This window comes from Salinibacterium sp. (genome assembly GCF_031364185.1).
GTDB lineage: Bacteria > Actinomycetota > Actinomycetes > Actinomycetales > Microbacteriaceae > Rhodoglobus.
The window spans coordinates 1-18,024 of sequence record NZ_JANLVV010000340.1 but is presented as its reverse complement, the minus strand read 5'-3'; the positions used below and the strand labels follow the sequence as shown (position 1 = coordinate 18,024).

At 63.4% G+C, this 18,024-nt stretch carries 16 protein-coding genes, 1 tRNA gene and 1 pseudogene; 11 read left to right on the top strand and 7 right to left on the bottom strand.

Annotation, left to right across the window (positions count from 1 at the left end; translation table 11 throughout):
• From RMN95_RS15070 to RMN95_RS15060, 3 genes and pseudogenes are all read left to right on the top strand, one after another.
• Window positions 1-211: pseudogene (locus tag RMN95_RS15070) on the top strand (hypothetical protein); the annotation flags it as partial.
• A gap of 154 nt (window positions 212-365) precedes the next feature.
• Window positions 366-869, top strand: a complete 504-nt coding sequence (locus tag RMN95_RS15065) for a DUF3145 domain-containing protein (RefSeq protein WP_309617724.1) — start codon at window positions 366-368, stop codon at window positions 867-869.
• Between the two features lie 9 nt (window positions 870-878).
• Complete coding sequence (locus RMN95_RS15060) at window positions 879-1,037, top strand: hypothetical protein (RefSeq protein ID WP_309617723.1); 159 nt, start codon at window positions 879-881, stop codon at window positions 1,035-1,037.
• Between the two features lie 83 nt (window positions 1,038-1,120).
• Here the strand turns inward: RMN95_RS15060 and RMN95_RS15055 are convergent, their stop codons facing one another.
• The 6 genes from RMN95_RS15055 to aceE all read right to left on the bottom strand — a co-directional run bounded on the left by RMN95_RS15055 (window position 1,121) and on the right by aceE (window position 8,751).
• On the bottom strand, window positions 1,121-2,365 hold the full coding sequence (locus RMN95_RS15055) for a beta-ketoacyl-[acyl-carrier-protein] synthase family protein (RefSeq protein WP_309617722.1): 1,245 nt from the start codon (window positions 2,363-2,365) through the stop codon (window positions 1,121-1,123).
• A 137-nt stretch (window positions 2,366-2,502) separates the two neighbouring features.
• On the bottom strand, window positions 2,503-2,751 hold the full coding sequence (locus RMN95_RS15050; RefSeq protein ID WP_309617721.1) for an acyl carrier protein: 249 nt from the start codon (window positions 2,749-2,751) through the stop codon (window positions 2,503-2,505).
• 42 nt (window positions 2,752-2,793) lie between these two features.
• Window positions 2,794-3,792, bottom strand: a complete 999-nt coding sequence (locus RMN95_RS15045) for a beta-ketoacyl-ACP synthase III (protein WP_309617720.1) — start codon at window positions 3,790-3,792, stop codon at window positions 2,794-2,796.
• On the bottom strand, window positions 3,792-4,712 hold the full coding sequence (locus RMN95_RS15040) for an ACP S-malonyltransferase (RefSeq protein WP_309617719.1): 921 nt from the start codon (window positions 4,710-4,712) through the stop codon (window positions 3,792-3,794). The genes RMN95_RS15045 and RMN95_RS15040 overlap by 1 nt, the downstream gene beginning before the upstream one ends.
• A gap of 94 nt (window positions 4,713-4,806) precedes the next feature.
• The gene (locus RMN95_RS15035) at window positions 4,807-5,955 is read right to left on the bottom strand and encodes a helix-turn-helix domain-containing protein (protein ID WP_309617725.1); all 1,149 of its coding nucleotides are present in this window, start codon (window positions 5,953-5,955) and stop codon (window positions 4,807-4,809) included.
• A gap of 69 nt (window positions 5,956-6,024) precedes the next feature.
• Window positions 6,025-8,751: a pyruvate dehydrogenase (acetyl-transferring), homodimeric type gene (aceE, locus tag RMN95_RS15030; RefSeq protein ID WP_309617718.1), complete on the bottom strand. Its 2,727-nt coding sequence runs from the start codon at window positions 8,749-8,751 to the stop codon at window positions 6,025-6,027.
• A gap of 212 nt (window positions 8,752-8,963) precedes the next feature.
• On the opposite strand from aceE, the gene RMN95_RS15025 reads away from it, so the two are divergent.
• Window positions 8,964-9,437 carry a peroxiredoxin gene (locus RMN95_RS15025; protein WP_309617717.1) on the top strand — a complete coding sequence of 158 codons (474 nt, stop codon included), beginning with the start codon at window positions 8,964-8,966 and terminating at the stop codon, window positions 9,435-9,437.
• Between the two features lie 3 nt (window positions 9,438-9,440).
• A complete protein-coding gene (locus RMN95_RS15020) occupies window positions 9,441-9,815 on the top strand; it encodes a hypothetical protein (protein ID WP_309617716.1) in 375 nt (124 codons plus the stop codon).
• Window positions 9,816-9,829: 14 nt separating this feature from the next.
• Here the strand turns inward: RMN95_RS15020 and RMN95_RS15015 are convergent, their stop codons facing one another.
• Window positions 9,830-10,486, bottom strand: coding sequence for a DUF1345 domain-containing protein (locus RMN95_RS15015; RefSeq protein ID WP_309617715.1), 657 nt, complete (start codon window positions 10,484-10,486; stop codon window positions 9,830-9,832).
• Window positions 10,487-10,729: 243 nt separating this feature from the next.
• Between RMN95_RS15015 and RMN95_RS15010 the strand changes: the two genes are divergently transcribed.
• The 6 genes from RMN95_RS15010 (at window position 10,730) to RMN95_RS14985 (ending at window position 17,895) form a co-directional block, all read left to right on the top strand.
• Window positions 10,730-11,161, top strand: a complete 432-nt coding sequence (locus RMN95_RS15010; protein WP_309617714.1) for a hypothetical protein — start codon at window positions 10,730-10,732, stop codon at window positions 11,159-11,161.
• Window positions 11,162-11,221: 60 nt separating this feature from the next.
• Window positions 11,222-11,297: transfer RNA gene (locus RMN95_RS15005), tRNA-Val, on the top strand.
• Window positions 11,298-11,694: 397 nt separating this feature from the next.
• Window positions 11,695-12,606: an EamA family transporter gene (locus RMN95_RS15000; RefSeq protein WP_309617713.1), complete on the top strand. Its 912-nt coding sequence runs from the start codon at window positions 11,695-11,697 to the stop codon at window positions 12,604-12,606.
• Window positions 12,607-12,627: 21 nt separating this feature from the next.
• Complete coding sequence (locus RMN95_RS14995) at window positions 12,628-16,251, top strand: cytosine permease (RefSeq protein WP_309617712.1); 3,624 nt, start codon at window positions 12,628-12,630, stop codon at window positions 16,249-16,251.
• 41 nt (window positions 16,252-16,292) lie between these two features.
• Entirely contained in the window at window positions 16,293-17,111 is an 819-nt protein-coding gene (locus tag RMN95_RS14990) for a Nif3-like dinuclear metal center hexameric protein (protein ID WP_309617711.1), read from the top strand.
• 43 nt (window positions 17,112-17,154) lie between these two features.
• On the top strand, window positions 17,155-17,895 hold the full coding sequence (locus RMN95_RS14985; RefSeq protein ID WP_309617710.1) for a hypothetical protein: 741 nt from the start codon (window positions 17,155-17,157) through the stop codon (window positions 17,893-17,895).
• Window positions 17,896-18,024: the final 129 nt, after the last annotated feature.

Genomic DNA, 18,024 nt, shown 5'->3' with positions numbered 1-18,024 from the left:
GGCCGTGGTGGCCCGTGATGCCGCGCGTGCCAAACTGCCCTCGCCCGATCTGTCTCGCCAACTTGTCATCGACGCAAAAGTGGAATCGGCGGAGGCCCAGTTGCGCTGGCTCGACCGCGCCGCGGTGCTTCTGCGTGATTCGGAGCCGTTCGGGCTGGACGCCGAGCCACCTCGCCGTGGACGACCACTGCGCACAGGCGTGAACCCCTGACTCGACAAATCCGCGAATCTCGAATGACATACTTGTCATTCGGCAGCTTTATCCGCAATAATGTCCGAAGCAGGCAACTGCACAACTGAATATTCGGTAACGGAACGTTCCACGGGTCGATGGGGAAGTCGCACCCAACCGGAACGGAGTTATCGTGACTGCATCACACGCTCGCGGAGTGCTATTTGTGCACTCATCGCCCCGTGCCCTGTGCCCGCACATTGAGTGGGCAGCAGGGCGCGCGCTGAATCGTGCCGTGAACTTCACCTGGGACCCGCAACCCGTGCTCAAGGGCTCGCAGCGTGCAGAGTTTTACTGGGAGGGCCCTCGCGGCACGGGCGCACGTCTCGCATCGGCGCTGCGCGGCTGGGAGCACCTTCGCTACGAGGTCACTGAGGACGCCGGGCTCGGCACCGACGGTGGCCGCTGGATGCACACCCCAGACCTCGGAATCTTCTACGCGCAGACCGACACGGCGGGGAACATGGTGATCCCTGAGGATCGCCTGCGGTACGCCATGGATATCGCCGGTGCGAACGCCGTAGAACTGCATCGTGAGCTGAGGCTGGCACTCGGCCAGGCCTGGGACGAAGAGCTGGAGGTCTTCCGCCATGCCAGCCAGGATTCGGCCGTCGTATGGCTCCACAAGGTCGGCTAGGAAACAATCATGGACACTCTGCACCGCGAACTCGAGGGCTTGATCGGTGAGCTCGCCCCCTCATTTATCGACCTTGAACAACTCGAACGACTCGTGACTGAAGATGACCTGCTTGCCTTCGACGGTGAATGCACCATCCATGACGGCTGCCGGCCAATTCAGTTCTGAGTGGATTCTGTTCTGAGTCAGCTCTGTTCTGAGTCAGTTCTGATCGACACCAGTGCGGCCTCACCGCGAGTGCGGCCGTGGCGCTACTCCGACTCGTAGCTCCGGAACACCACCACGGCATTGTGCCCGCCGAACCCGAACGAGTTGCTCATGGCCAGCAGCGGTCCGTCCCCCAGCGCACGGGGTGTGGTCACGACGTCCAGCGGGATCAGTGGATCCTGCTCCGTGAGATTGATCGTCGGGGGAGCGGTGCGGTGGTGAAGCGCCAGGATGGTGAAGATCGCTTCGAGCGCTCCCGTTCCGCCTAGCAGATGACCGGTCGCCGCCTTCGTCGCTGAGACGGGAATGCCGGGTAGAAGGTCGCCGAACACACGCAGCAGCGCCTTGTATTCGGCGATGTCACCGACGGGGGTGCTGGTCGCGTGAGCGTTGATGTGGCGAACGTCCTCGATGGATGCGCCTGCCTGCTCGAGGGCGCCGAGCATCGCGCGAGCCGCGGCCGAGCCCTCGGGATCTGGCGCCGTGATGTGGAACGAGTCACTCGTAACCGCGCCGCCGGCAAGTTCTGCGTAAATGCGGGCACCGCGAGCGATTGCGTGTTCTTCCGTTTCGAGGATGATCGTGCCGGCGCCTTCACCGAGCACGAAGCCGTCGCGACTGACGTCGTACGGCCTGGAGGCCGTGGCGGGGTCGTCGTTTCGCCTGGACAGCGCCTGCATGGCAGCGAAAGCGGCGATCGGTAGCGGATGCACCACAGCCTCGGTGCCACCTGCAATGACAACATCGGCCAGGCCTTTCTGCAGGTGGTTATAGGCGTTGGCGATGGCTTCCGTGCTCGAAGCGCACGCCGAAACATCGGTCCGCGCATAGGCCCGCGACGGAATAGACATACTTATCGCCGCTGCCGCCGCATTCGGCATCAGCATGGGGATCGTCATCGGAAGAACCCGCCGTGGGCCCTTCTCCTTCAGCGTGTCCCACGCATCGAGCAGCGTCCACAGGCCTCCGATTCCTGTCGAGTAGTCGACACCGACACGGACTGGATCAACCTCGGGTGACCCCGCATCTGCCCAGGCCTCACGCGCCGAGATCAGCGCGAACTGGCTGGACGGGTCGAGGCGTTTGTACTCAACCCGCTCGAGTACCTCCTCCGGTCGAACCCTGGCCTCACCGGCGAAGGTCACGGGGAGATCGTGCTTGCCCACCCACTCGTGCTGGAGGCTGCGGATTCCCGACTCGCCCGCCAGGAGGGCATCCCACGATTCGCGGGCCGTGCCACCGAGGGGGGTGGTAGCGCCGATGCCGGTTACGACGATTTTCTTGGTCATGTGACGTTCCTTTGGAGCGGGCATTGCCGGTGTCTATTGCCCTGTGAACAATGTTCGAGGTATCAGTGGCAGTCGAGCGGACATTGCCGGTGGAATGGCGACCCGGGCTCCGACCCGCCATTCCGTGGACGGAAGTTCTAGCCCTGCGCGCCGGTGATGAAGCTGACCGCGTCGCCGACTGTTTTGAGGTTCTTGACCTCTTCATCCGGGATCTTGACGTCGAACTTCTCTTCTGCGTTCACGACGATGGTCATCATCGAGATCGAATCGATGTCGAGGTCGTCGGTGAACGATTTGTCCAGTTCGACAGTGTCAGTCGCGATGCCGGTTTCGTCATTGATGAGTTCAGCCAGGCCGGCGAGGACTTCTTCGGTGGACAGTGCCATTGTTTTTCTCCTTGGGGACATGAAATTTGACCGTTGTTTAGTTTAGGGGAGTGCGACAACCTGCGCGCCGAAAACGAGCCCAGCCCCGAAACCAATCTGCAGGCACAGGCCTCCACTCAGCTCGGGATGCTCGGCCAGCAGTCGATGCGTCGCGAGCGGGATCGACGCCGCGGAGGTGTTGCCCGTCGTGGCGATGTCACGCCCGATGACCACGTTCTCGGGCAGCGTCAACTGCTTCGCCAGTTCGTCGATGATCCGCATGTTCGCCTGGTGGGGAACGAACGCCGCCAGGTCGCTCGCGGTGATACCGGCGACTTCCAAGGCGCGCTTGGCGACCTTGGCCATCTCCCATACCGCCCACCGGAACACTACCTGGCCGTCTTGGTGCAGTGTCGGCCAGGGCACTGTGCCGTCGCGGAAGTCGACGAGGGTGCCGTTCATGCCCACGGCGTCTGCCTTCGAACCGTCCGAGCCCCAGACGGGAGCCGCGATGCCGGGGAACTCGCTCGGGCCAATCACGACCGCGCCCGCACCGTCGCCCAGCAGGAACGAGATCGAACGATCGGTGGGGTCGACGATGTCGGAGAGTTTCTCGGCCCCCACCACGAGGGCGTAGTGCGCAGCACCAGCACGGATGAGCGCGTCCGCCTGGGTGACGCCGTAACTGAATCCCGCACAGGCCGCATTGGAATCGTAGGCGGCGGCGGGATTGGATCCGACCCGGTCTGCGAGCACGGCCGCCATGGATGGGGTCTGCCGGACATTGCCGATGGTGGCCACGATGACGAGGTCGATGTCAGCGGCGGGAACGCCGGACTTTTCGATCGCCTCCTTCGCCGCATCCGTCGCAAGGTCGATTGCCAGGACGCCGGCCGAGGCTCGCGTTCTAGTGATGATGCCGGTGCGCTGCTGGATCCACTCATCGCTGGAGTCGATCGGGCCAATTAGGGCACTGTTGGGCACGACGAGATCGCCACGTGCGGCGCCGTAGCTATAGATGCGGGTGAACTCGACCCCGTGCGATTGTGTGAGGGTGGCCATCAGTTGTCTCCATCGATCATCGCGAATGCTGCGGGCAGGTCATCCGGTGTTTTCACCGCCACCGAGGGAACTCCCTTCAGGCCTCGCTTGGCCAGACCCACCAGAGCGCCGGCGGGAGCGAGCTCGATGATGCCGGTGACCCCGGCGGCGGCGAACGCCTCCATGGCCCGATCCCACCGTACCGGCGACGACACCTGCCCGACCATCAACTCGACGAATCGGCTGCCCTCCGCGACGCGTGAACCGTCATTATTAGTCCAGATGGGAAGGTTCGGGTCGTTCTTCTTGAGCCCGGACGCGAAGGATTCAAGCCTCGAGACGGCCGGCTGCATGAAGTGGGTGTGAAACGCACCGGCGACCTGCAGCGGGATGACGCGGGTGCCGGGCACAGGGTGAGCGGCAAGCTCGGATAGCGCCGGGAGCGCGCCCGCGACGACGATTTGTCCGCCACCGTTGAAGTTCGCCGGGGACAGGTCGAGTTCCTCGAGACGGTGGAGCACGGCCGCCTCATCGCCCCCGAGGACGGCCGACATTCCCGTGGGCGTCAGCGCTGCGGCATCCGCCATCGCACTGCCTCGCTCGCGCACGAACGCCACGGCATCCGTTTCACTGAGAATTCCGGATACCGCGGCGGCGGTGATTTCGCCGACCGAATGGCCCGCGACACCGCCGACTTTCTCGCGACGACCGTCGGCCAGAAGCGCTGCAGCGGTGATGAGACCTGCCGCAACGATGAGCGGCTGGGCAACCTTCGTGTCACGAATGACGTCTGCGTCACTCGTGGTGCCGTGCGCAATAAGATCCATCCCCACCGAATGCGAGATTGTGTCAAGCTGGTCCCGGAAGCGCTGCTCGGTCAGCCAGGGGCCGAGAAAGCCGGGTGTTTGGGAGCCCTGTCCGGGCGCAACAATGACGATCACCGCTCTAGTCTGCCAAGCTTCGGCGGCGTTGGCTGACCTGAACATCCCAGGAAACGACCAAAACGTTGTGGGATGTGTTCATCATCACGGGGTTTCAGCGCCGCTTCAACGCGTCGGGGTCCGCAATTGAACCGACAATGAGGGCGGACTGCAGGATCAGAGCCTCGCGTGCGCCGGTGGCATCCCACCCGATCACGTCGCTGACCCGTTTCAGGCGGTAGCGCACCGTGTTGGGATGAACGAACAGCTCGCGGGCGGTGGCCTCGAGGGAACGCCCGTTGTCGAGGTAGCACCACAGTGTCGCCAGCAGGTCGGTGGAGTGCGCTTGCAACGGCTTATAGATGCGGTTGATGAGAGTGGATCTGGCCAGGGGATCACCGGCGAACGCCCGTTCGGGAAGCAGGTCGTCGGCCAGCGTCGGGCGGGGAGCGTTTCGCCACGAGCGAGCCACGGCGAAACCGGCGAGGGCCGCTTTCGCACTCTTTGACGCGTCCACCAGGGTCGGTACCTCATGGCCGAGAACGAGGTGACCCGCGCCGAATCCGGGCTCGAGGTGACGGGCGATCTCGAGGAACGGCATCGGTTCCGTGACATCCGGGTCATCGGTCCTGGGGCTCGCGCGACCGATGACCAGCACCAGCCTGCTGCCCTGCACCCCGATGAGCACGTCGGCATCGAGGTGACGCGCGGTGCGACGCAACTGGTCGACATCCAGCATTTTGGGCGCCGTCCCGACGAGAACGCACACCTCGCCGTGGCCGTTCCAGCCGAGCGCCGCGATGCGCGACGGGAGTTCGTTGTCGTACTCCCCGCTGAGAATCGAGTCGACGACGAGAGCCTCCAGTCGGGCATCCCACAGGCCTCGAGCTTCGGCCGCACGCGCGTAGACATCGGCCGCGGCAAAAGCGATTTCACGCGAATACAGCAGGATGCCCTCCCGTAGCACGTCGTCATCGCTCTTGATCCGGTGCTCGACCACTTCGACAGTCAGCCGGATGAGCTGGAGCGTCTGGGTCAGGGAGACGGATCTCAGCAACTCGCGCGGAGCCGCGCCAAACACGTCGGCGGCAATCCACGGGGTCGACGTCGGGTCGTCAAACCAGCTGATAAAGCTCGTAATCCCCGCCTGGGCAACGAGGCCGACAGCAGAGCGCCGCCCCGGCGGCATATCGCCGTACCAGGGCAGAGTCTCCTCGAGCCGCTTCAGCGTCGCCGTGGACAACTCACCGGTAATGGTGCGCAGCCAGGCGAGCGTCTGTGCCTTGGTCTTCTGGACGGCCTTGGTCTTCTGGACGGGAGGAATGCGCGTCGCCTAGCTTTCTCCGCCGGTGGAGCCGGTCGTGCCGGCTGTGACATCGAGCAGCCTGTACTTTTCGATGGCTTGCGCGGGAGCGGAACGCTCGACGAGTCCCCGTTTGGCCAGCGACTGCAGTGTTCGAACCACGATGGAGGGTCCGTCGATTTTGAAGAAGCGGCGGGCGGCGGCTCTCGTGTCTGAGAAGCCGAAGTCGTCGGCGCCGAGCGTCGCGAAATCTCCGGGCACGAACTGCCTGATCTGGTCCGGGATGGCGTGCATGAAGTCAGTGACGGCGATGAACGGGCCGTCCGAGCCGGACAGTTTGTCTGTGACGTAGGGCACGCGTTCCTCGGTGTTCGGATTCAGGAAGTTGTGCGTCTCGGCATCCAGTCCGTCCCGACGAAGCTCGGTCCAGGAGGTCACCGACCACACGTCAGCAGACACACCCCAGTCATCCGCGAGCAGTTGCTGCGCCTCGAGCGCCCACGGCACTGAGACGCCCGATGCGAGGATCTGAGCGCGAGGGCCCTCGATGCCAGCGGCTTTGAGGTGGTAGATGCCACGAAGCACTCCATCGACATCGAGGTTTTCCGGTTCGGCAGGCTGCCGGATGGGCTCGTTGTACAGGGTCAGGTAGTACATGACGTTCGGGTCAGAGTGGACCCCTCCGTACATGCGCTCCAGACCGGCGCGCACGATGTGCCCGAGCTCATAACCATAGGCGGCGTCGTAACTCACGACCGCGGGGTTGGTCGAAGCAAGCAGGATGGAATGCCCATCGGCGTGCTGCAGGCCCTCACCAGTGAGCGTTGTTCGGCCGGCGGTGGCGCCCATGATGAACCCGCGGGCCATCTGGTCACCCGCGGCCCACATCGCGTCGCCTGTGCGTTGGAAGCCGAACATCGAGTAGAAGACGTAAACCGGGATGAGCGGTTCACCCTGGGTGGCGTACGAGGTTCCCGCCGCAGTGAATGCAGCGAACGCTCCAGCCTCGTTGATCCCCACATGGATGATCTGCCCCTGCGGGCTCTCCTTATAAGCCAACAGCAGCTCACGGTCGACCGACGTGTAGTGCTGTCCGTTGGGGTTGTAGATCTTCGCGGTCGGGAAGTAGGCGTCCATGCCGAAGGTGCGTGCCTCATCCGGAATGATCGGCACGATGCGATTGCCGATGCCCTTATCGCGCAGCAGGTCTTTCAGCAGCCGCGCGAAGGCCATGGTGGTGGCGATCTCCTGCTTGCCCGAGCCCTTCTTTGCGATGTCCCAGGTGGAGTCGTCAGGAAGGGCAATCTGGGTGTGCTTCGTTCGACGCTCAGGAACGTAGCCGCCCAGTTCGCGGCGACGCTCCTGTAGGTACTGGATCGCCTCGTCGTTCTCACCCGGGTGATAGAACGGCGGCTGGTACGGGTCTGCCTCGAGCGCGGCATCCGAGATCGGAACTCGCATCTCATCGCGGAATTGCTTCAGATTGTCGAGCGTTAGCTTCTTCATCTGGTGGGTTGCATTGCGGCCCTCGAATGACGGGCCGAGGCCGTAACCCTTGACCGTCTTCGCGAGAATGACCGTGGGCTGGCCCTTATGCTCCTGCGCGGCCTTGAAGGCGGCATACACCTTGCGGTAATCGTGCCCGCCGCGTTTGAGTCGCCAAATCTGGTCATCGGTGAAGTCCGAGACCATCTCCAGCGTGCGAGGGTCGCGCCCGAAAAAGTTCTCGCGCACATAGGCACCACTTTCGGCCTTATAGGTCTGATAGTCGCCATCCGGTGTGCGGTTCATGAGGTCGCGAAGCGCCCCCTCGGTGTCCCGAGTCAGGAGCGCATCCCACTCGCGGCCCCAGACGACCTTGATGACGTTCCAGCCGGCTCCCCGAAAGAAGCTCTCCAACTCCTGGATGATCTTGCCGTTGCCGCGAACGGGGCCATCGAGGCGCTGAAGGTTGCAGTTGATGACGAAATTCAGGTTGTCCAGGCCGTCGTTGGCGGCCCACTGCAGGGCGCCGCGGCTCTCGACCTCGTCCATTTCGCCGTCACCGAGGAAGGCCCAGACCTGCTGGTCCGACGCATCCTTGATGCCACGGTTGGTGAGATAGCGGTTCGATTGTGCCTGGTAGATCGCGTTGATGGGGCCGAGACCCATCGATACCGTCGGAAACTGCCAGAACTCGGGCATGAGCCGGGGGTGCGGATAGCTGGAGAGCCCACCGGACGGGTGCGACTTCTCCTGACGGAACCCGGTCAGCTGGTCTTCGGTGAGTCGACCCTCCAGGTACGCCCTGGCATACATGCCGGGAGATGCGTGGCCCTGGTAAAAGATCTGGTCGCCGCCACCGGGGTGACCTGCACCTCGGAAGAAGTGGTTATGACCCACCTCGTAGAGGGCGGCGGATGACGCGTAGGTCGAGATGTGGCCACCGACACCAATCCCGGGGCGCTGGGCGCGGTGCACCGTGATGGCTGCGTTCCAGCGGATCCATGCGCGATAGCGTCGCTCGAGTTCTTCATTGCCGGGGAACGCAGGCTCATCCTCGACAGCGATGGTGTTGAGGTAGTCGGTGGTGGGCACCATCGGCACTCCGAGATGCAAATCTTTGGAGCGCTTGAGCAGGCTCAACATAATCTCGCGCCCGCGTTCATGCCCATGGGTTGCGACGAGGCCGTCCAGCGACTGCTGCCACTCAGCGGTTTCCTCCGGATCCCTGTCGATGTTGTTCACCGAGTACGGGTCCTGGTCGTTCACCGTCACCGTTGACCTCTTTCTTATGAGAAGCGGGGTTATCAGAAGTGGAGCGCGACCGCCGGGTTGCGGTGGCCGTGCCGTGTAGTGCTGGTTCTACCGTCGCACAACATCTGCAACGCCCATGAATTCTAGTTGTCGGCGCTGGGGTACCTCGCACGAGCGTAGTATTACCCCTCGTGCCTGCCGAAATTGGGCAGAGTGCGGAAGGAACGGTACGTATGACACTCGCCAACGACACCACGGCGCCCGATTTTGATCTCCCGAACCAGTTCGGCGAACACATCCGGCTCCACGATTTTCGGGGCAGGAAGCCTGTTGTGCTCGTTTTCTTCCCGCTGGCGTTCTCCAGCACCTGCACGACCGAACTGTGCGATCTTCGCGACAACCTCGCGCTGTTCAAGAACGATGAGGTTGAGCTGATCGGCATCTCCGTCGATTCAAAGGCGACGCTGCGCGCGTTTGCCGAGGCGGAAGGTTACGATTTCACGTTGCTGGCCGACTTTTGGCCGCACGGTGACGTGGCCAAGGACTACGGCGTATTCCTGGAGGCTAAGGGTTTTGCGACGCGAGCCACCTTCCTGATTGACATCGACGGTGTGATTCGAGCCAGCTTCGTCAGTGCCCCCGGCGACGCCCGGTCCATCGCCGAGTACACGGAAGCGCTCGCCGAGCTTCACACCACCAGGGTCTGAGTGATGAGCGAACGCGAACTGATTGACCTGTGGACGAAGGCCCGCTGGCACGTCATCGTGTCCCAACTGGCACCGACATTATTGCTCGGATTCACCGTCGGTCTCGGCATTGTCGGATTAGGCGAGGCTACCCTCGCCGTGAGAATCGCGGCGGCCGGCATCCTGCTCGCTTCGGGCATTCTAGGGGCTCTCGCCCAGTTTTCGGCTGCGTCAGAAGGCATCGCCATTGCTCGCGATCTGACGTCAATGGCTCCCACCAGTGCCGTCAGCCAGCACATTATTCGAATCGCGCCGTTACTGAATGTGGTGAAGTTTGTCACGCCTGCCGTCTTCGTCGTGGTGTTCGTGGCATTGCTGGTCGAGCTTTTCCTGCGCTGAGCAGACCACGACGCCTACGGCGTCAGGATGTTGACGGCGCGCGAGATGACGAGCGCGAGAAGCACAAATCCTGTCAGCGCTTGGTATGCCATCAGAGCTTTCGATCGCCGACTCAGGGGCATGACATCCGTCGGGCTGAAGGCCATCATGTTCGACAGTGAGAAATACGCGTAGTCGAAGAATTCGGGCATCCACGGGGCAGCGGGGCGCGACTCCTGCTGGGGAAAACGAAAGTCCTGCTGGGCATCGTCCTTCAGCCCTTCGACGCGACGAGCGACGGGCCCACCCTTATCCAGCTCCCAGTAGACCAGCGCGAACGCGATGACATTAGTGCCCCAGACGCCGAAGGCGGTCAGCAGGATTGCCGGCCCGCTGGCGACCCCACTGACCAGCTCCCTGACGATCAGGATGATGTACACCTGATTCACCGCGGCGAGCCCCACCGCGAACCCGATGCCGGCCCACCTCGTGTATTTCGTTTCCCGATTGAGCCGTCGAGGGTTGGCCAGCACGAGTGGAATCAGCACCACCGCCCCCACCGCCGGGATCGTCCACGAGGGCAGAAACGTCACCTCATTGGGGAGAAAGAGATAGATCACGAGGGCACCGATGGTGACCAATAAGACAGGCAGCCGGTGTTCGGTGCGGTGAGTCTGGGACGGTGCTGCCATGACCGGAAGTGTATGCCTGTGGGGTTCGTCGCTCGACCGCCTGAGGTCAGATGACGATCGATCAGTGTCCGTCAGTGCCGGCACGCACACGTTGACTGCGCCGGGGTCGAGGGCCTTTCCGCGACCTGATAGGGCCCTGAGAATAGAGCCTCTTTCACTGCAAGTACTCACAGACAGCCCGTTGCGCACGGCCCAGAAGTTTAGGGTGGAATTCTCTTTACACGGCCTTCCACAGGGGGAAACATGTTTGCTTTTAGCGAGAAACTTAGGACCGAAACCGTTGCGGGCGACAGTCGCGTCATCGCGCTCACTCGACGCGTGGCGGTCGGGCTCGGGCTCGCCAGCATCGCCGCCATCCACATTCTGGACATTCCCGGTAAGTTCGCCGAAACTCTCTACCTCGCGGGGCTCTACCTGGCCCTCATCGTTGCTGCTTTTGTCGTCATGGAACGTCTCTTCGTGGCGGGCAACCGACGTGATTTCGTGGCATCCGCGGCACTGTCGCTGGCCGTTATTGCGGGTTTTGTTGTCAACCGCACTGTGGGGATGCCCGGCGCGATGGATGACATCGGCAACTGGCTCGAGCCGCTCGGGCTGCTGTCTCTCGTAGTCGAAGGCTTTGTCGTCTGGCAATCCATCGCGGCGGTAGTGGGAATGACGCGCACTCCTCGATAGACACGATTTACCGCACACCAGAGTTGCCGCTACCCTTGGAAGCCTGCGGAACATCGCCGCGGGCCTTTAGCTCAGTTGGTAGAGCGCCACGTTTACACCGTGGATGTCATCGGTTCGAGCCCGGTAGGGCCCACCACCGGTGGCGACGACCGGGGTGTCGACATAGGAGAGCAGCGCAGGCCAACAGGCATCCTATTCGTGGCCACTTCGTTGCCCGAACGGTGGTTCGCCGGGTGGTTCCGGTGGCGGCGGCCTCGTCGCGAACGTGCTGGGCGGGCTGCTCGGCGGTGACGGGCGGTAGGCGTCCCCCGTGGCGGGAGTTGCAACACTCGCGGCGGGAGAAACTCGCTTGCGGCGGGAGTTGCGACTCCCGCCGCCGGTAGGCAACTCCCGCCAGACGGGAGATTTCTCCGCCACGCCAGAGGCCGCGGCTTGAACGGGACGCCCTCAACGTGTGTCGCGGACCAGCTCAGTGATGAAAGCCGACAGCAGCCCGGCGCACCCCGTGATTCCACAACCGATAGCCTCGAGAAATGATGTCCCCCTCGCGGTCGTCCGGCACCTGGGCGCTCGTCGTAGCATCGCTGCTCTGGGGCACCACTGGCACCGCCGCCAGCTTCCTGCCCGGCTCGGTGAGCCCACTCGCGGTGGGCGCCTCGACGATGATGTTCGGCGGCATCCTCTTGTTCGCTATCTCGGTGAAGGCGTCGCTGGCAGCGATCCGGGATGCCGGCAGCCGCCGTTGGCTGATGGTGGGAGCCGTGGGCGTATTCGTCTATCCGCTCGCGTTCTACAGTTCCATGAACCTGGCGGGTGTCGCGATCGGCAATGTGGTCTCGCTCGGCACTGGTCCCGTGTTCGCGGCCGTCCTGGAATGGGTGTTCGAACGCCACCGCCCATCCCGTCGGTGGGCTATCTGCACGGTGGGGGCACTGGCGGGCATCCTGTTGCTGGCGTGGGGAACGGATCGGGAATCGGGCGCGCTAAGCGGCCTCACCGGTTTCGGGGCCACCGCAGGTCTCGGTCTCGGGCTGATCGCCGGCCTTGCCTATGCGCTGTATACCTACAGTTCGAGCCGCGCGATTCGCACGGGAGCATCATCCAGAGCGGTCATGGGCGGGATGTTCGGCCTCGGCGCTGTGGCCCTCGCTCCGGTACTCATCACCTTTGGGGGGCCGTTGCTGCAGTCAGGACCAAGCATTTCCATTGCCGTGTATCTTGCCGTCGGCCCAATGTTCATCGCCTACGTTTTGTTCGGGATCGGCATGCGTACGCTCCGCAGCAGCACCGCAACATCCATCACCCTGCTCGAGCCCGTGGTGGCAACAGTGCTCGCTGTCATGATCGTCGGTGAGCGGCTTTACGCCGGAGGGTGGCTAGGTTTGGCGCTCATCCTCGTGTCGGTAAGTGCGCTTGTCACGGCTCGGCAGACCCGCTGGGGCTAGAACGGGCAATAGTATTTCGGCATGGCACACGACGACGAGGATCTCGATTCGACCTCTTCAGCCCCGGCGTTCGCCGCCCCGCGCTCGTCAGGAGCCGTCACACCGCGCTCGGTGGGTGAGTCCGATGACGATATCCACGACGACGACGCCCTCGCTGATGCCCTCGCCGCCGAATACTCGTGGTTGGCGACCGCTGCGATACCCATCGTCGCGCCACCCGCGGAGGAGCGCGAGACGGGCGGAGTCGAGACCGTCGTGGTCGAGGCCGTCGAAGTCGCGGCTCGTGAGTCCGAGCCCGAAGACCCTTTCGGTGGAGTGATCGCCGATGTCAGCGCCGAACCTGACGCCGAAGCCGAGCCTGTCGCCGAAGTCGCGCCCGCCACGGCACCTGTTGCGGGGCCTGAGTCAGCCCAATCCGCGTCCGTTGCTGAGACAGAACCTGTCGTCGATCTGGATGCCCCGCTCTTCCTGGAGCCGCACCTCCCTGCCGCTTCTGAGGTCAGCGTGCCCCCGTCATGGGAGCCGCCCGAGATGGTTGATTCTGCGTCGGCGTGGCAGCCCGGCTACGGTTGGGATGACGAGCCAACGTCAGCGTGGGAGCCCCCTGAGATTGTCGAGTCGGCCCCCACGTGGGAGCGCGCCACAGATGAGCCGATCATCCCCACGTTCGTGTCGCCTTTCGATCCTCCGGCCGTGGCACCGGATGTGGTTGACGCACCGTGGAGCTTCTTCCCCGCTCCCGATCCCTCCCAGGCGGTCGAGCTTCCTGACGGGCCTCCCCAGTTTCTCGCGGCCTTGCCTGTATCCCAATGGCCAGCACTGGAGCCCCTGGTTGCTGATCCCGGCCAGCAGGCCGCTGAGCCCACGCCAGATCCGGTGGCGGCGACTCCAGAGTGGGAGCCGACCCCGTGGGAGCCGCAGGCTGAGTTTGACCCCTCCGCACCGGGTGAGCCCACGGGATGGGTTGACTCCATGCCCTCAGAACCTGCCGCAGACGACGCCGCAGACGACGCTGCTGACAGAAGTGGAGCCGCGGATGCGGATCGCCCGGCGCCTAACGCGTGGACCGCTTGGGCGCCCGTGCCTGCGGCGACGCCGGAAGGGGACGCCGCCGCACCTGTTGCCGCGAGTCAGTCGGAGCCCGTCCCGGATTATCCAGAAACCGATCTGGCTCCAGACTCGATTCGAGCTCCCGGCCCGACTGCAATCTCAGATTTAGCTGAGGACCCAGAGTCGGTTTCAGGCGAAGAGGTCGCGCCCGATACCGCATCCGATCCAGAGTTAGAATCTGCGGATTTTCCCTGGAATGTGGCAGCGGCCGCTGCTGCCGCTGCACCCCTACTAGTGCCTCCAGTTGTGAGTGAGCCATTTAACTGGTCGATCACTCCTACCGGCAAGGTCTCCTACCTAGACGAGCAGGCAACGGAGCCTGAACCCGATTCGGTCGTCGATCAGGAGCCTGAGCCGGTTCTCCAGAGCGAGCCGGTTCTCCAGAGCGAGCCGGCGCTCCAGAGCGAGCTGGTTCTCGAAGGTGAGGCGGTTGTTGCGTCAACGGCGGACGCCGAGCTGAGGCTCGAGTCGGTTCCTGAGCCGGAGGTCCTTCCTGAGCCGGAATTTGGCGATTATGGTCGAACGTTTCTCCCGCCGCCGCTCATCGAGCCGATCGCCCCACCCCGTCCGGAGTCAACCTCAGAGCTTCCGTCCGCACCCCCGCCGTATCTGCCGGTCGGCGTGGTGGCCGGTGATGACGCAGCCGACGAGGTTTCCGACGGTGATGTCCCGGCCCGTGATATTCCAGCCGCTGATGTCCCGGTCGGTGATGTTCCAGCAGGTGGGATGGCACTCGACAACGAGCCGTCGCACTATAAAGGCCCCGAGCCCACGGATGCTGGTGACGCCACTCCGGACTCGATGTTCGTCGAGCCGAACTCATTTGAGTCGATGTTCGCTGGCGCGGTCCCGACGGCGTTGGGCGGACCGGTCTCCACCGGCACAGGGTCGATCAGGATTATTGATCATGCCTACGAGGATGAACTTGACGATGACGTCGACGAGACCGACCGGGCATTTGCCGGGCTGATTGGTGGGACGGGTATCGCTGCGGTCACCGCGTCCGAGGTGCGGTCCGCGCCGCCCTCCGAACCACTCTCGACCGTTCGGATCGCAGAAGACGAGTCGGTGTTTTTCACTGACGAGCCCGCCGCTCAACGTGTATTCAGCCTCGAGTCGAGCGGACCGGAGCCGACGCCGCTCGAACAGCGGGCTGGCCGCGCCGCGCGGCTGTTCTGGCTCTGGTTCTCGGCTAATTCGTCCATCATCAGTGTCGCGCTGGGAGCCACGGTTTTTGCTGCCGGGATGAGCCTTCGGCAGTCGATTGTCGCGATCCTGGGTGGTGTTGCTCTGTCCTTCATTCCGCTGGCGCTGACCACGCTTGCCGGCAAGCGCAGCGGGCAGCCCACCATGGTCGTGTCGAGGTCGACGTTCGGGTTGCTCGGCAACGTGCTGCCTGCCGCCCTTGCGGTGGTCTCGCGCCTGTTCTGGGGGGCAGTGTTGTTGTGGTTGCTGGCCGCCTCCGTCTCCGTAATCCTGGTGGGGTCGGGAGTGGATGATGCGCTTGCGGCCAGGCAGGTTCTCCTCGTCAGCCTCGTGGTGGCATTTGGCATAGCTCTTGCCGTGTCGTTCGTCGGATACCCGCTGTTGGCGCGCATCCAACTCATTCTGAGTGTCATCGCGGGCGTCTTGATTGTCGGGCTTGTCGCCATGACTGCTCAATTCATCGATCTCTCGGTGGCTCTCACAATTCCCGACGGCTCGTGGCTGCTGACCGTCACCGGCGCGGTATTGGTGTTCAGTTTCGTGGGCCTGGTCTGGGCATACAGCGGGGCAGACCTGGCCCGATACCAGCGTCCGAGGTCGAATGGAGCTTCCTCGATGCTGTGGGCGACGTTTGGGACGACGGTTCCCACGTTCATCCTGATTTGTTACGGCTCACTGCTCGCCGCATCCGATCGTAAAATAGCGATCGGCTTCGCCACCCAGCCATTGCAGACACTGTCGACTATGCTCCCGGATTGGTACGCGGTACCGCTGGTACTGGCGACCGTTCTCAGCCTCGTGTCGGGTGTCACTATTTCGCTCTACTCGGGCGGTCTGGCACTGCAGAGTGTGGGGGTGCGGCTGTCAAGGCAGCGCTCTACGTTGGTCGTGGGAGCACTACTGGTTGGGCTCGCTGTTGTCCTGGCGTTCTCGGTTACCGATGGCATGGCTGAGGTGTTCCGCGACCTCGCAACGAGTTTTGCGGTTCCTACCGCAGCCTGGGCCGGAATATTCGCCTCGGAGGTCATGATCCGAAACAGGCGCTTCGAGAGCGACTCCCTGCTCAGGCGTGGCGGTGTGTACCCGGATGTGCGGTGGATCAACCTGGTCGGTTTCGTGATGATCAGCTTCGTCGGCTTCGGCTTGACCACCGCATCGGTGGGATGGCTGGCGTGGCAAGGGTTCGGTTTCACGCTGTTGGGCCTTCCGCTGGACGGTGAGGTCGCCACCACCGACCTCGGGGTGCTGGTGGCACTCGTGCTGGGTCTGGTCTTACCGCTTGCCACCGCTATTCCCGCGATTAGGCGCCAGGAGGCGGTGCGCATCTGACCGCGGGCAGGCTGGGAGTGCACCGCCCCTAGACTGGGCTGGTGTCTACGACAGTTGCCGATGTTGCCACAGTCGTAGAACGACTCTGGCCAGCATCAGGAGCCGAGAGTTGGGACGCGGTCGGGCTCATCGCCGGTGATCTTGGTGCGCCGGTGACATCAATCCTTCTTGCTGTGGATGCGGTTCTCGACACCGCGGACGAGGCGATAGAGCAGGGTTTCGACATGCTCGTGGTGCATCACCCTCTCCTGCTGCGCGGCGTTACTTCCGTTGCCAGCGACCGCTATAAGGGTGCGACCCTCACGCGGCTGATCCGGGCTCAGTGCGCCCTGCTGGCCGCCCACACCAATGCCGACGTAGTCGAAACAGGCACGTCGGCCGTGTTCGCTTCGAAGCTGGGACTCAGCAATATTCGCCCGATCGTTGCGGGCGCGAATGCTGCTCGTGGCATAGGGCGGGTGGGAACATTGCCTACCCCCGTGACGCTGGGAACACTCGCGCGCTCCCTCGGCAACATCCTCCCAGCGACAGCCAGTGGTATCCGGGTCGCAGGTGAATTCGACAGGCTCATCGCCACGGTGGGGCTCTGTGCCGGGGCTGGGGATGCCTATCTCTCAGACCCTTCTGTGACCGGCGCCGACGTGTACATCACGAGCGATCTTCGACACCATCCCGCGTCCGAGGCTCGCGAGAACGCCCGCGCAGGGGGCGGCCCTGCACTGATCGACGTGTCTCATTGGGCCAGCGAGTGGTTGTGGCTCGACCGCGCCGCCTCAGAGCTGCGTGCAGAACTGCCGGGCGTCACCGTGACAGTGAGCGAGCTGCGCACCGACCCCTGGGACTTTGTGGTCGTGCAATGACACTGCGGGATCATCCACTAAGAATGACCGAGAGAGTGAACTCATGGCGTTGAAAGCCAGCCCCGATGACCAGGCACTGCTGCTAGACCTGCAGGCGTTCGATACGAGGCTCGCGCAGCTCGATCACCGAGCTAAAAGCATTCCAGAAATCGCCACCCTCGCCGGATTCGAGAAGAATATGGTGGCGATTGCGCTGACGCTTGCGGAGCAGAAGGGCGGTCTCGAAGACATCACCATCGAACTGAAGCGCATTGAATCAGATGTGGTCGTGGTCGAGACTCGCATCACTCGCGACAACGATCGGGTGCAATCCAGCTCATCCGTCAAGGATGTCGCGGCGCTTGAGCAAGAACTGGTGGCCCTTCGCAAACGACTCGGTGACCTTGAGGAAATCGAGCTTGCCGTCATGCAGAGAATGGAAGATCAGCAACGAGAAGTCGATAAGACGTCGGCCCAGCGTGATGCCCTCGCGTCACGCACTGCTGAGATCGAGGTCGAGAAGGATGCGTCGCTCAGCACCGTCGCGTCCGAACGCACGGTTGCGGCCGCGGGCCGTCGCGCCGTGGAGGAGAAAGTCCCGGCCGACCTGCTTGCGCTCTACGAGAAGCAGCGTTCGCGGTACGGCACGGGAGCGTCAATGCTTCGGGGCGGCGTGTCACTGGCATCCGGTGTGAAGTTGCTCGAGAACGAGATGCAGGCCATTCGTGTTGCGTCTCCTGACGAGGTAATCATGTGTGCTTCCAGCGAAGCTATTCTCGTACGCACGCCTGAGTCCGGCCTATAGGAAGCATCACGCGTGACGGGCGGTATGCTTACCAACCGAATGGGTCGGCAAGACGGTCGCGTGGGGCAGTAATGCTTCCCGAGGAACGTCCGGGCTCCGTAGAGCATGGCGGTGGGTAACACCCACCCG

What these genes read in the sequence shown, in the direction of transcription:
- RMN95_RS15060 (WP_309617723.1), top strand. Translation starts at nt 879, where the DNA reads ATGGACACTCTGCACCGCGAACTCGAGGGCTTGATCGGTGAGCTCGCC.
- RMN95_RS15055 (WP_309617722.1), bottom strand. Translation starts at nt 2,365, where the DNA reads ATGACCAAGAAAATCGTCGTAACCGGCATCGGCGCTACCACCCCCCTC.
- RMN95_RS15050 (WP_309617721.1), bottom strand. Translation starts at nt 2,751, where the DNA reads ATGGCACTGTCCACCGAAGAAGTCCTCGCCGGCCTGGCTGAACTCATC.
- RMN95_RS15045 (WP_309617720.1), bottom strand. Translation starts at nt 3,792, where the DNA reads ATGGCCACCCTCACACAATCGCACGGGGTCGAGTTCACCCGCATCTAT.
- RMN95_RS15025 (WP_309617717.1), top strand. Translation starts at nt 8,964, where the DNA reads ATGACACTCGCCAACGACACCACGGCGCCCGATTTTGATCTCCCGAAC.
- RMN95_RS15020 (WP_309617716.1), top strand. Translation starts at nt 9,441, where the DNA reads ATGAGCGAACGCGAACTGATTGACCTGTGGACGAAGGCCCGCTGGCAC.
- RMN95_RS15015 (WP_309617715.1), bottom strand. Translation starts at nt 10,486, where the DNA reads ATGGCAGCACCGTCCCAGACTCACCGCACCGAACACCGGCTGCCTGTC.
- RMN95_RS15010 (WP_309617714.1), top strand. Translation starts at nt 10,730, where the DNA reads ATGTTTGCTTTTAGCGAGAAACTTAGGACCGAAACCGTTGCGGGCGAC.
- RMN95_RS15000 (WP_309617713.1), top strand. Translation starts at nt 11,695, where the DNA reads ATGATGTCCCCCTCGCGGTCGTCCGGCACCTGGGCGCTCGTCGTAGCA.
- RMN95_RS14995 (WP_309617712.1), top strand. Translation starts at nt 12,628, where the DNA reads ATGGCACACGACGACGAGGATCTCGATTCGACCTCTTCAGCCCCGGCG.
- RMN95_RS14985 (WP_309617710.1), top strand. Translation starts at nt 17,155, where the DNA reads ATGGCGTTGAAAGCCAGCCCCGATGACCAGGCACTGCTGCTAGACCTG.